The sequence below is a fragment of the Pseudomonas sp. M1 genome, from assembly GCF_022760135.1.
Lineage (GTDB): Bacteria > Pseudomonadota > Gammaproteobacteria > Pseudomonadales > Pseudomonadaceae > Pseudomonas > Pseudomonas citronellolis.
Genome location: NZ_CP094343.1, coordinates 513,042 through 525,724, shown reverse-complemented (window position 1 = coordinate 525,724; position 12,683 = coordinate 513,042). Strand labels below are relative to the sequence as shown.

The 12,683-nt window shown below is 69.8% G+C and carries 8 protein-coding genes; all 8 read right to left on the bottom strand.

Going from position 1 to position 12,683, the window contains the following annotated elements; translation table 11 throughout:
- Position 1: 1 nt before the first annotated feature.
- The 8 genes from pilV to PM1_RS02200 all read right to left on the bottom strand — a co-directional run bounded on the left by pilV (position 2) and on the right by PM1_RS02200 (position 12,367).
- Positions 2 to 535, bottom strand: a complete 534-nt coding sequence (gene pilV, locus PM1_RS02235) for a type IV pilus modification protein PilV (RefSeq protein WP_009613426.1) — start codon at positions 533 to 535, stop codon at positions 2 to 4.
- A complete protein-coding gene (locus PM1_RS02230; RefSeq protein ID WP_009613428.1) occupies positions 532 to 996 on the bottom strand; it encodes a GspH/FimT family pseudopilin in 465 nt (154 codons plus the stop codon). Before PM1_RS02230 ends, pilV begins: the two co-directional genes overlap by 4 nt.
- Positions 997 to 1,274: 278 nt before the next feature.
- Positions 1,275 to 2,126, bottom strand: a complete 852-nt coding sequence (locus tag PM1_RS02225) for a mechanosensitive ion channel family protein (RefSeq protein ID WP_009613430.1) — start codon at positions 2,124 to 2,126, stop codon at positions 1,275 to 1,277.
- Positions 2,127 to 2,765: 639 nt separating this feature from the next.
- Positions 2,766 to 3,695, bottom strand: a complete 930-nt coding sequence (locus tag PM1_RS02220; RefSeq protein ID WP_009613432.1) for a transglutaminase family protein — start codon at positions 3,693 to 3,695, stop codon at positions 2,766 to 2,768.
- Positions 3,695 to 6,193, bottom strand: a complete 2,499-nt coding sequence (locus PM1_RS02215; RefSeq protein ID WP_009613434.1) for a circularly permuted type 2 ATP-grasp protein — start codon at positions 6,191 to 6,193, stop codon at positions 3,695 to 3,697. Before PM1_RS02215 ends, PM1_RS02220 begins: the two co-directional genes overlap by 1 nt.
- A 50-nt stretch (positions 6,194 to 6,243) precedes the next feature.
- Positions 6,244 to 9,528, bottom strand: a complete 3,285-nt coding sequence (locus PM1_RS02210; RefSeq protein WP_009613435.1) for a transglutaminase family protein — start codon at positions 9,526 to 9,528, stop codon at positions 6,244 to 6,246.
- Positions 9,529 to 9,995: 467 nt separating this feature from the next.
- Positions 9,996 to 11,123, bottom strand: coding sequence for an SO2930 family diheme c-type cytochrome (locus PM1_RS02205; protein WP_009613437.1), 1,128 nt, complete (start codon positions 11,121 to 11,123; stop codon positions 9,996 to 9,998).
- Positions 11,120 to 12,367 (bottom strand): parallel beta-helix domain-containing protein, encoded by a 1,248-nt coding sequence (locus PM1_RS02200; RefSeq protein ID WP_009613438.1) that lies wholly within the window; start codon positions 12,365 to 12,367, stop codon positions 11,120 to 11,122. Before PM1_RS02200 ends, PM1_RS02205 begins: the two co-directional genes overlap by 4 nt.
- Positions 12,368 to 12,683 lie beyond the last annotated feature (316 nt).

Here is a 12,683-nt window from a genome sequence, read left to right as displayed (position 1 = left end):
TTCACAGCTCCGCGCGCAGCACGTAGCTGCACACGCCCCCGTCGCACATTTTCGAACGCTTGTCGGCCCAGGCGACGCGGATCATCACCAGGGAACCGGCGTCGGAACAGGCTTCGCCCGAAGCGCTGCGGCAGACCGCGAACTCCTTCGTCAGGAGGTCCGCGGTCACCGGCAGCAAGCGCTCGATCCGGCCACGCCAGCAGCCGAGGTCGGCGGTCGCGACGCCGTCGCCACCGCTACCGCGCTGCCGTGTCCCGCAGTTGTCTGGTATGGCTGGAAAGGCGGACTTCTCGGCCTTGAAATACTTCGACTCGCCGTTCAACTGCCCCGTCGCGTCGAGCACCGCGTCGCGGTTGCTGCGCATCATCTCCAGCAGGTCGTGGGCGAGCATCACCGCGTTGCCCTGCAGGGTGGCCGCCTGGGTGTTCTGCACCGCCTGCGACTGCAGGGCGAGCATGCCCAGGCTGCCCACCGTCAGCACCAGCAGCGCCACCAGCACCTCGATCAGGCCGACGCCCGCGCATGCGGCCCTCATGAGCAGCCTCCGCTGGCCGGCAAGGCTATCTGCCCGCTGGCGAGGATGCGGATGCGCTGGCAGGTCGCGCCGTCCACGGCCGGGCAGATGCTGATGCAGGTCGCGTTGCCGCCCAGGCGCCCATCGGCGCGGAAGACGATGCTGTTAGCAGCGCTGGCCAGGACGACGGCGTCACGCAGCGTCACCTGCCGCAGGCTGGTGCTGCCGGCCGTCACCGTCAGAGTCCCGCGCCAGGTACTGCCCTGGGCCGGCTTCAGTGTGACGGAGCGCCCGCGGCTGGCCGCCTCGCTGCGGGTATAGAGCAGCAGCGCATACAGCTCCTGGGCGGCGCCCTGCACCTGCTGGCTGCGTACCAGTTGGGTGAAGCCGGGCACCGCGATGGCGAGGGTGATGGCCAGCACGGCCAGGGTGACGAGCAGCTCGATCAGGCTGAAAGCGGCGAAACGGGAATGGCGTGGCATCGGGCCCCCGGGCGATGAAGACGGCAACCGGCGCGGGAAGCGTCGGTCGAGGTCCACCCAGGGTGCGCTTGTCGACGGGGGGAATATGCAGGATGAATCGCCAGCTTCGGCGGGGCCTCCCCACTCGCGGGAAGGTGAAATTTCCTATGGCGGCAGGAAAGCTCCTGCGCACTCACCGGCTGTCGAGGATTGACGACCGCCCATCCCCAACGGCGTAGGAAAACGCATTCGGAAGCACCAGGGGCACCCTTGCGGTGCCCCTGCGTGTGGCGCGGCGATCAGTTGGCGGATTGCTGCTGCACGATGATGGTCTGCGCCGGCATCGGCGCCGGGAAGCCGGTGCCCAGGGCTTCCCTGATGGTGCGGTTGGTGTCGAAGTAGACCTGCCAGTAGTTGTCGTTGTGGCAGTACGGGCGCACCGCCAGCACCGGGCCGACCAGGTTGAACTCGAGGATCTCCACCTCCACCGGTGGCTCGTCGAGCACGTTGGGGATCTGCGCGATGCGCTCCTTGAGCAGGGCCGTGGCGGCCGCGTAGTCGGCGGCGCCGGACAGCTGGGCCTTGAGTTCGACGCGGCGGAAGGGGTTGTGGCTGTAGTTCTGGATGGTGTCGCCGAAGACCTTGTTGTTGCCCACCAGGGTCAGCACGTTGTCCGGGGTGTTGATGGCGGTGGAGAACAGGCCGATCTCCTTGACCGTGCCGGTGACGCCGGCGGCGGTGATGAAATCGCCGACCTTGAACGGCCGCAGGACGATGATGAAGCCGCCGGCGGCGAGGTTTGCCAGCAGCCCCGACCAGGCCATGCCGATGGCCACGCCGGCCGCGGCGATCAGCGCCGCCAGGCTGGTGGTCTGCACGCCGAAGTAGCCGAGAATGCCGATCACCAGGACGATGTTGAGGGTCACGGTGATGAAGGAGCCGACGTAGCGCAGCAGCGTCGGGTCGACGCTCTGCCGGGCCAGGGCCCGCTCGACCATGCCCACCGCCAGGCCGATCAGCCAGCGGCCGATCACCCAGAAGGCGATGGCGGCGAGGATCTTGATGCCGAAGGCCAGGGCGTACTGCTGCACCAGCGACCAGATTTCGTTGAACTTCTCCGTACCCACGTTGACGATGTTCGTGTCGCCCATGGCCTGGCCCATCCGTTGATTGGAAAATGACCAGGGAAAAGCTAGCACGCCGTTTGCGGCTTGCCCGGCGGGTGGGGTTGTCAGGAGCAACTAACTTGCCGGCTGCGCAGAGGCGCTTTTCGTAGGATGGGTTGAGCTTGCGAAACCCATGCGGCCTTGGTGATGGGTATCGCTTCGCTCAACCCATCCTACGACGGCGTTTCTCCTGCACCACCCTCACCCCAACCCTCTCCCGCAAGCGGGAGAGGGGGCTGTCCTGAGCGGGTGGGGAATCCGGGGTCCTCCTGGTACACCTGGCTACGAACAGCGCTTGCCCGTAGGGCGCAAGATCGTAGCGGACCTTGTCCGCGATAGCCGGAACCACCGGCGCGATTCGCGGATGAGATCCGCGACGCTGCCCCACCCACGCCATTCCCCTGCGCGCGTTTCGCGGGCAGGGCCCGCTCCTACAGGCTGACGCCGAACCTCCAGCCCACGCCGAACGGCCCCCTCTCCCTCCGGGAGAGGGCTGGGGTGAGGGAGCGGAGTCAACCGGACACGCAGCAGCCACCCGCAAGCACCGTTCGCGAGCAAGCTCGCTCCTACGAAGAGCACTCCGGCGCAGTCGGCAAGGCAGTGGACCTGGCCTTGGCCGCTCTGCTACACCGCCAGCTCCCAATGCGGCATCACCGTCACCCGCACTTCCGGGTCGTGGCTACCGCCGCCGAGGATCACCCCGCGCAGCGGCGAGACGTCGGCGAAGTCGCGGCCCCAGGCCAGGGTGATGTGTTCCAGGGCCGGGAGGATGTTGTTGGTGGGATCGAAGTCCACCCAGCCGTTGGCCGGGCAGTACAGCGAGACCCAGGCGTGGGAGGCGTCGGCGCCGATCAGGCGGGGCTGGCCGGGCGGCGGGCGGGTCAGCAGGTAGCCGCTGACGTAGCGGGCCGCCAGGCCGCGCGAGCGCAGGCAGGCGAGCATCAGGTGGGCGAAGTCCTGGCACACGCCGCGGCGGCGTTCCAGCACTTCGGTCAGGGGCGTCGCCACCTGGGTGGCTTCGGCGTCGAAGGCGAATTCGTCGAAGATCTTCTGCATCAGCGCCGCGGCGCCTTCCAGCAGCGGCCGGCCGGGGGGGAAGCAGTCGGCGGCGAAGTCGGCGAACTGGCGCTTGATGCGCACGTAGGGCGATTCCATGCGGAAGCGGCAGGCTTCCAGTTCCTGCGCCGACAGGGCGCGGCCGCTGAAGGCCAGGTCGGCGGCCACCTGTTCCCAGGCCGGCGAGGCGTGCAGCGGCAGGCGCGGCAGCACTTCGATCTGCAGGCGGGCGTTCACCTGCAGTTCGTCATGGGGCCGTTCGAAGGCCAGGCGCGTCAGCGGGTTGCCGAACACGTCGAAGCCGTCGCTGCGCTGGGTGGGCACGGGTTCGATTTGCAGTTCGCGGCCCAGGCAGCGCTGCCGCGGGCAGTCGCGCGGCCACAGGTGCAGCAGTTGCTGCGACAGCGACACCGGCGCGGCATAGCGGTAGCGGGTGTCGTGGAACACCTGGTAGCGCGCCACCGGCGCGGACGTTGGGGAAAGCTGGGTTTCGGCCATCAGGTGGATACCGTGCGCTGGCTGATGTCGTCGACGTGGGCGAAGTAGCGCAGGCCGAGGCGGTCGGATGCCTGGCCGGCGCCCTGCGCCAGTTCGCGCAGCAGGCGCGCCAGGCCGGCGAGCACTTCGTCCTGCCCGGCGCTGCCGAACAGCGGGTTCTCCAGGGTGGCGAAGTCGAAGGCCAGCAGGCGCGCGGTGAGCAGCGCCAGTTCCTGCTCGCGGGGCATGCCGAATTCCTGGTGCAGGCGTTCCAGGGAACGCTCCAGGGCCTGCAGCTGAAAGTACAGGGCGTGGGGATTCTGCTCGTGCAGCAACAGCAGGTCGAGCACCGGGATCAGCTGCGGCCCGGCGAGGTAGCGCGAGCGGTAGGTGATGGTGCTGTTGCCCAGCTCCAGCAGCCATTCCAGGGCGCCCGGGTCCCAGGCCGCGCCGCCGGTTAGGAAGCCGGCGATGGCGTCGGCGAAGAACTGGATGCGCTCGATGCGCCGGCCGATCATCAGGAAGCGCCAGCCGTCGTCGCGGGTCATGTCGTCGAGGGCGAAGCCGGACAGCGCGGCCAGGGACATCAGCAGGCGGTTGAGGAAGTCCAGGGCGTCGCCCAGTTCGGTGTCGCGCGCATCCAGCGCCTGCAGGTCGCGCTGCAGTTCCATCAGCGCCAGCCAGTTCTCCCGCGACAGGCGCCCGCGCACCTGGGCGGCGGCCCAGTGCAGGCGGCGCAGGTTGGCGCAGAGGCTATTGCTCCAGTGCTCGTCCAGCAGGGCCGCCAGCAGGCGCTGCTCCAGCGGCGCCTCGCCCTGGGGGATCAGGCCCATGGCGCCGGCCAGGTCCAGCGCGCTGCGCAGGGCCTGCTCGTCGCCATCGGCGTCGACGTAGCGCGACAGCACCACGCGCAGCAGCCGGGCGTTGTCGTCGCAGCGCTCGGCGTAGCGGCCGAACCAGTAGAGGTTCTCCACCACCCGCGAGGGCAGGTACGGGTCCTGCCGGATCAGGTCGCGCGCGCCTATGTTGCGCGGCCGCAGCGGCTCGCCGTGGACCGGGCGGTCGGCCAGCACCCAGGTGTCCTTGCTGGCCCCGCCGCGCTGCATGGAGACCACTTCGGCGTCCGCCGCCGAGGCCACCCGCGTCAGGCCGCCGGGCATCACCCAGTAGCGGCCGTCGCTGGCGGCCACGGCGAACACGCGCATGCCGATGGCGCGCGATTGCAGCTCGCCGCGCGCGCCGGCCTGCTGCCACACCGGCGCCTGGGACAGCTGCGCCTGGCGCTGCGCCACGTAGGCGTGGGGCTGCGCGCGCAGGCGCTGGCACAGCTCGGTGCGGGCCGCCGGGCCCAGGGTGTGGCCGAACAGCGGCTCGAAGCTCTGCGAGGGGAAGGCCGGCTTGATGACCAGGCGCTCCAGCTCGCCCAGCGCCATGTCCAGGGCGCCCGGTTCGCCGCACCAGCGCGTCTGCACCGCCGGCAGCAGCAGGTCTTCGCCGAACAGCCGGCGGCTGGCCGCCGGCAGGAAGCCCAGCAGCCCCGGCGACTCCAGCACGCCGCTGCCCAGGGCGTTGGCCACCAGCACGCGGCCGCGGCGCACGGCGTCGAGCAGGCCGGGCACGCCGAGGGCGGAGTCGGTGCGCAGTTCCAGCGGGTCGCAGAAGTCGTCGTCCAGGCGCCGCAGCACTGCATGCACGCGCTTCAGGCCGCCGAGGGTCTTCAGGTAGAGGGTGGCGTCGCGCACCGTCAGGTCGTGGCCTTCCACCAGCGGGAAGCCCAGTTGGCGCGCCAGGTACAGGTGCTCGAAGTAGGTTTCGTTGAAGCGCCCCGGGGTCAGCAGCACCACCAGCGGCGTCTCGCCGTCGGCCGGGGCGCAGTGGGCGAGGGTTTCCTGCAGGGTGCGGAAGTAGCCGGCCAGGTACTGCACGCGCAGTTCGCGGTACAGCTCCGGCAGGGCGCGGGAGATGATCTGCCGGTTCTCCAGGGCGTAGCCGGCGCCGGAGGGCGCCTGGGTGCGGTCGGCGAGCACGTGCCAGCGGCCGTCGGCGTCGCGCGCCAGGTCCACGGCATAGCTGTGCAGGTAGATGCCGCCGGGCACCGGCAAATCGCCGCAGGGCCAGAGGAAGTTGGGGTGGCCGTAGACCAGTTCGGTGGGCAGCACGCCCTCGGCGAGCAGGCGCTGCTCGCCGTAGAGGTCGGCCAGCACCGCGTTGAGCAGCCGCCCGCGCTGCGCCACGCCGGCGGCGATGCCGGCCCATTCCTCGGCGGACAGCAGGTTGGGCAGCAGGTCCAGCTCCCAGGGGCGGTCGGCGCCCTTGGGGTCGGCGTAGACGTTGTAGGTCACGCCGTTTTCCTGGATCTGCCGCGCCAGCAGGGCCTGGCGCTGCTCCAGCTGCGCGGCGCTGGCGCGTTCCAGGCGCTGGACCAGGCGTTGCCAGTGCGGGCGCACGCCGCCCGCGGCGTCCAGCAGTTCGTGGTACGCCGTGGCGGACAGCGGGTAGTGGGCGAGCAACTCGGACATCAGGGACTCGGCGTGCAAGGCGGCCTGTTCACTTTAGCGGGCGGCGGCGCTCATGTCCGCCGCAGGTCGAGGGTCATCGGCAGTTCGGCGTCGGCGCGCGGCGCCTCCACGTTCAGCTTGCCGGGCGTGTGGCCGTGGCGGAAGAAGCGCGCCAGGCGCCGGCTCTCGGCTTCGTAGGCGTTCACCGGGAAGCTGTCGTAGCTGCGCCCGCCGGGGTGGCTGACGTGGTACTGGCAGCCGCCGAGGGAGCGCTGCATCCAGGTGTCGACGATGTCGAAGACCAGCGGCGCCTGTACGCCGATGGTCGGCTGCAGGCAGGACGCCGGCTGCCAGGCGCGGTAGCGCACCGCGGCGACGTATTCGCCGACCTGGCCGGTGGGCCGCAGCGGCACCGGGCGGCCGTTGCAGGTGACCACGTAGCGGTCCGGGGCCATGCCGCCCAGCTTCAGCTGCACGCGTTCCAGGGACGAGTCCACGTAGCGCACGGCGCCGCCGGGGGCGCCCTCCTCGCCCAGCACGTGCCAGGGCTCCAGGGCCTGGCGCAGTTCCAGGTCGATGCCTTTCACCGCGTAGTCGCCGTATTTCGGGAAGCGGAATTCGAAGTGCGGGGCGAACCAGTCGCTGCGCAGCGGGTAGCCGAAGGCGTTGAGTTCGTGGACCACGTCGGCGAAGTCCTGCTCGACGAAGTGCGGCAGCAGGAAGCGGTCGTGCAGCTCGGTGCCCCAGCGCACCAGCTTCGGCGGCGTGTAGGGCTCGGCCCAGAAGCGCGCCACCAGGGCCCGCAGCAGCAGTTGCTGGGCCAGGCTCATGCGCGCGTGGGGCGGCATTTCGAAGGCGCGCAGCTCCAGCAGGCCGAGGCGGCCGCTGGCGCTGTCCGGCGAGTACAGCTTGTCGATGCAGAATTCGGCGCGGTGGGTGTTGCCGCTGACGTCCACCAGCAGGTTGCGCAGCAGGCGGTCGACCAGCCAGGGCGGGCAGTCGGCGCCCGGCTCGGGCATCTGGGCGAAGGCGATCTCCAGTTCGTAGAGCGCGTCGTTGCGCGCCTCGTCCACCCGCGGCGCCTGGGAGGTCGGGCCGATGAACAGGCCGGAGAACAGGTAGGACAGCGAGGGGTGGTTGTGCCAGTAGCTGACCAGGCTGCGCAGCAGGTCCGGGCGGCGCAGGAAGGGCGAGTCCGCCGGGGTGGCGCCGCCGAGGACGAAGTGGTTGCCGCCGCCGGTGCCGACGTGGCGGCCGTCGACCATGAACTTCTCGCTGGACAGCCGCGACTGGCGCGCCGCCTCGTAGAGGAATTCGGTGCGCTCGACCAGTTCGTCCCAGTTCGCCGAGGGGTGGATGTTCACTTCGATCACGCCCGGGTCGGGGGTGACGCGGAAGTTGCTCAGGCGCGGGTCGGCCGGCGGCTCGTAGCCTTCCAGCAGCACCGGGCAGCCCAGTTCGCCGGCGGTGGCCTCGATGGCGGCGACCAGCTCCAGGTAGGCCTCCAGCTCCGCCAGCGGCGGCATGAACAGGTACAGCCGGCCTTCGCGCGGCTCGGCGCACAGCGCGGTGCGGGTGATCCAGCCGGCGGACTGGTGCAGCAGCGGCTGGCGCGTGGCGTCCGGGCCGCCGGGCATGCGCTCGCGTACCTGTTGCAGTTGCGCGGCGCGGCGCAGCGGTGGGCGCGGCTGGCTGGGGTCGGCCGGGTTGACGTAGGGGTAGTCGGCCTCGCTGGCCCAGGGCTGCGAGTCCAGCGGCAGGCGGTAGCCCAGCGCCGAGTCGCCGGGGACCAGCCGGCAGTGCTCGCCACGGAGGAACCAGCGGCTGCTTTCCCAAGCGTCGCCGGCGGCGCTGCGCGCCAGTGGCAGCACATGGCCGACCTCCTCGCCCAGGCCGCGCTCGAACACCCGGCACAGGCGTTCGCGCTCCAGCGGGTCGGCCAGGCGCGGGTCTTCCGGGGTGACGTTGCTGGGTAGCCGGCGCTCGCGCCAGAGGTAGTAGAACCAGTCTTCGTAGGCGGCGAACAGGGTGTCGCCGGCCAGGCCCAGGCGCCCGGCGAGGCGGCGCAGGAAGCGCGCGGCCAGGGCGGCGTCGGCGCCGTAGCTGCGGCCCTCCTCGGCGTAGAGCATGGGGTTGTTCCACAGCGGCTCGCCGTCGCGCCGCCAGTAGCAGTTGAGCGACCAGCGCGGCAGTTGTTCGCCGGGGTACCACTTGCCCTGGCCGAAGTGCACCAGGCCCCTGGGCGCGTAGTGGCGGCGCAGGCGGTGGAACAGCTCGGCGGCCAGGCGGCGCTTGTTCGGGCCCAGGGCGGCGGTGTTCCACTCGGGGTCGTCGGGGTAGTCGATGGCGATGAAGGTCGGCTCGCCGCCCATGGTCAGGCGCACGTCCCGTTCGGCGAGGTCGGCGTCGATGCGCGAACCCAGTTCGCGGATCGCCTGCCACTGTTCCTCGCTGTAGGGCTTGGTCACCCTCGGCGCTTCCCAGACGCGCTCCAAGCGCATCTGGTGGCTGAACTGCACCTCGCATTCCTCCAGCGCGCCGGTGATCGGCGCCGCCGAGGACGGCTCGGGACTGCAGGCCAGGGGGATGTGGCCCTCGCCGGCGAACAGCCCGGAGGTCGGGTCCAGCCCCACCCAGCCGGCGCCGGGCAGGTAGACCTCGGCCCAGGCGTGCAGGTCGGTGAAGTCCACTTCGGTGCCGCTGGGGCCGTCCAGGGCCTTCTGGTCGGCGCTGAGCTGGATCAGGTAGCCGGAGACGAAGCGCGCCGCCAGGCCCAGGTGGCGCGCCAGCTGGACCAGCAGCCAGGCCGAGTCGCGGCAGGAGCCGGAGGCCAGCTCCAGGGTCTGCTCGGGCGTCTGCACGCCGGGTTCCATGCGGATGAGGTAGCGCACGTCGCCGGCCAGGCGCTGGTTCAGCGCGACCAGGAAGTCCACGGTGGGGCTGGCGTCGCGCGGCACCGCGGCGAGGTATTCGGCGAACCGCGGGCTGGCCGGCTGGCGCGCGAGGTAGGGCGCCAGCTCGCGCTGCTCGTCGGCGCCGTAGGCGAAGGGGAACTGCTCGGCGTAGGGCTCGAGGAAGAAGTCGAAGGGGTTGAACACCGCCATCTCGGCGACCAGGTCCACCTCCACCCGCAGTTCCTCGGTCTTCTCCGGGAACACCAGGCGCGCCAGGTAGTTGCCCTGCGGGTCCTGCTGCCAGTTGATGAAGTGCTTGCCCGGGGCGACCTTCAGCGAATAGCCGAGGATGCGCGTGCGGCTGTGCGGCGCCGGGCGCAGGCGCACCAGTTGCGGGCCGAGGTGGATGGCCCGGTCGTAGCGGTAGTGGGTGACGTGCTGCAAGGCGACATGGATCGACACGGCGGGCCTCCTGCGGGCCTGGGCGACACAGCTTCCGCGCAAGTCCCGTGCCAGCCGCCAGGGGCCGTGGAACGGGCTGCGCACGGGCGCCGGGCACCATGGCGGGGCCCGGAGGCGCATGCCGGGCATGGGGGCGCACGGAAATGGGGCGCCGGTGGGGGATAGCCTAGACGGTGGGGTGGTCTTTCGTAGGAGCGAGCTTGCTCGCGAAGGGGGAATTGCCTGGGGGTTTGGTGTTGGGCTTTAGAGCGCCCTCTCCCCAGCCCTCGGCTGCGCGCCCCGCCCTGAAGGGAGAGGGGGCTTGTCCGTGCCGAGACAAAGAAGGTTTCAAATGGAAGCTTCCGGTATTGCCGGCTGACGCCAGAACATCCAAGCACACCGAACGGTCCCCTCTCCCTTCAGGGAGAGGGTTAGGGAGAGGGAACGGAGTCCCCCCCACGCACCGAAGTCGAAGGAAAACTCCAGCCTCAACTACATCCCCCCGCCAACCCCGCAATCCACCGCTCCAGCACCTCCAACCCCTCCTTGTGCACCAACGCCCGCCCCAGCTCCGGCATCATCTCCCCGGGCTTGTCGCTCCCCACTCGGTAGGTCAGCACCGACAGCTCCGGATGCCCCGGATGGATATCCTCGCGACGCCCGCCAGTACCATTGCCCGCCGCCACCGGCTGCTTGCAGAACCCGTAGTTCACCCCCAACTCGGCACTGGCATCGATATACAGCCCCGAGGTACGCGCCGCCCCCTTCGGGTTATGGCAATGACCGCAGTTGGCGTCCAGATAGCTGCGCGCCTGCTTCTCCAGGCTCTCGCCTGCCCGCGGGTGGCCCCACAGGGCGTTCTGCGGCACCTGCGCCAGCGCCGGCAACCCCTGCAGGAAGCCGCGCGCCTGCCAGTGGCGCAGCTGGTTGTCGCTGCCCTCTGCGTAGGCGAAGTCCTTGTTCAGGTGGCGGGCCTTGGGGCCCAGCGGGGCGATGCCGGCGCCCTTGGTCTCGGCGTGGCATTCGGAGCACTGGTTGGCGTCCGGCACCATGTAGGTAAAGGCCACCTTCTGCCCGGCCGCATCCTGCAGTTCCAGGGCCTGGCTGTCGCCGGCCAGTTCCAGGTGCGCTTCCTTCTGCTCGGCGTCCCACACGTAGGGCAGCGCCGTCCAGCCGTCCTTCTGCTTCACCAGCACGCGGGTCTCGACCAGGCGCACCCTGGCCAGGTCCAGGCCCTGCTGCGGGTCGCGGTCGTCCTGCGAGTTCTCCAGCAGTTGGCCCTTGCCGTCGGTGGGGTAGTAGAAGGTCTTGGTCAGCACCGTGCCCAGCGGGTAGTCGAAGTGGTCCTCGGCGTACTTCGCCGCCTGCCCTTCAGGCATCCACACCGTGCGCAGCTTGTGCGCGTAGTCGGTGAACAGCGGCGTGTTGAGGTCGTAGGGCAGCACCTCGGGCGCAGGCTTCAGGTGGCCGTCGCCCAGGTGCAGCATGCCCCAGCCGCTCAAGGTCTGCGGGTAGTCGTCGCCCTCGGGCTGGTAGCGCGGCTTCGCCTGCTGCCCGCACCCGGCCAGCACCACGGCCAGGGCGAGCGACAACCAGGCGCAGGCGGCTCGCGTCATGCCTTGCCTCCCTTCTCGCCCAGGCCGGCCTGTTCGATCTTCGGCAGCGGCTTGAGCTTGCAGCGGTGGCCGCTCATGTCGGTGCTGATGTTCTTGTAGCCGTTGGGGCCGTCGACGTTGACGATGCCGGCCTCGCCGTTGTCGATGCAGATGGCCAGCTCCTCCGGCAGCTTGCCGTCGACCAGTTTCTTCTGGTTCACGTAGCCGTCCCAGAGGATGTCCGGCAGGCGTCCGCTGAGGCCGAACTTGGCGATCTTCAGCGCCTTCAGCTCCAGGTGGTCGGGGCTGTCGCCGCCGGGGCCGAAGGTGTTGCCGTGGATGTAGATGCCCTCGGGGTAGGGATCGAAGTTCGGCTGCGTCGCCTTGTCCGAGTAGTTGGTGCTGTAGTAGCTGCTGATGATGACGTTGGCGGTCTTGTGGTCGCCGATCCTGTTGTCGAAGATTTCCACGTCGTCGTTGGAGTTGACCACCACCCCGGAACCGGCCGGGACGCTGGCCACCGGCGTGCCCTTGTGGCCGAAGTTGTCGTGGTTGTTGCCCTGCACTTCGTTGTTGTAGACGCGGGAGCCACGCCCCGGCTGCTGCAGGTTGGGCATGTTGAAGACGAGGATGCCGCCGGTGTTGCCGGTGGCGACGTTGTCGTAGACGTCGGCGCCGATGGTGTTCTCGATCTCGATGCCGGCGACGTTGCGCTCGGCGCGGTTGTTGCGCACCACCACGTTGCGCGACTGGCCGACGTAGATGCCCGCGTCCGAGGCGCCGATGGCCACGTTGCCCTCCAGCAGCACGTTCTCGGTCTGTACCGGGTACAGGCCGTAGGCGCCGTTCTCGGTGGCCGGGCCGTTGGTCCATTCGGTGCGCACGTTGCGGATCACGATGTTCTTGCCGCCCAGCACCTTGAGCGCGTCGCCCTTGCTGTCCTCGATGGCCAGGTTCTCGATGGTGAAGTCCGAGGCGTCCACCAGCAGGCCTTCGGCGCCGGCCTTCTGGTTCTTGAAGCTGAGGATGGTCTTGTCCATGCCGTCGCCGCGGAGGGTCACGCCGTCGACCTTGAGGCTGAGGCCGCGATCGAGGTGGTAGGTGCCGGCGGGGATAGCGATGACCTCGCCGGGCTTGGCCTTGATCAGCCGGGCCTGCAGGTCTTTCTGGAAATCCGCGCTGACCGCGGCGGTGGGTTTGTCCTGCTCGCCGCAGGCGGCCAGGAGCACGGCGAGGCTGAGAAGGGACAGGGCGGCGCGACGCATGGCGGGGTCTCCGGTCTTGTTTTTATGATTTTGGAACTATAGTACCAAAATGTTTCGGTGAATAGACCGGACGCAGTCGCCTCCCTGTAGGAGCGAGCTTGCTCGCGAACCGTGCCTCCCGGGGGCTTTGGGGATTGGGCTGTAGAGCGCCCTCTCCCTAACCCTCTCCCTGAAGGGAGAGGGGACCGTTCGGTGCGCGTTGGTATTCCTGAGTCAGCTGGCTAGCGCAGAGATTGCCAGCTGAAACCAGGCCATTTCTCGGCACGGACAAGCCCCCTCTCCCTTCAGGGAGAGGGCTGGGGAGAGGGTGCGGAGG

Coding starts and splice junctions, on each gene's coding strand:
- pilV (WP_009613426.1), bottom strand. CDS start 535: ATGAGGGCCGCATGCGCGGGCGTCGGCCTGATCGAGGTGCTGGTGGCG.
- PM1_RS02230 (WP_009613428.1), bottom strand. CDS start 996: ATGCCACGCCATTCCCGTTTCGCCGCTTTCAGCCTGATCGAGCTGCTC.
- PM1_RS02225 (WP_009613430.1), bottom strand. CDS start 2,126: ATGGGCGACACGAACATCGTCAACGTGGGTACGGAGAAGTTCAACGAA.
- PM1_RS02220 (WP_009613432.1), bottom strand. CDS start 3,695: ATGGCCGAAACCCAGCTTTCCCCAACGTCCGCGCCGGTGGCGCGCTAC.
- PM1_RS02215 (WP_009613434.1), bottom strand. CDS start 6,193: ATGTCCGAGTTGCTCGCCCACTACCCGCTGTCCGCCACGGCGTACCAC.
- PM1_RS02205 (WP_009613437.1), bottom strand. CDS start 11,123: ATGACGCGAGCCGCCTGCGCCTGGTTGTCGCTCGCCCTGGCCGTGGTG.
- PM1_RS02200 (WP_009613438.1), bottom strand. CDS start 12,367: ATGCGTCGCGCCGCCCTGTCCCTTCTCAGCCTCGCCGTGCTCCTGGCC.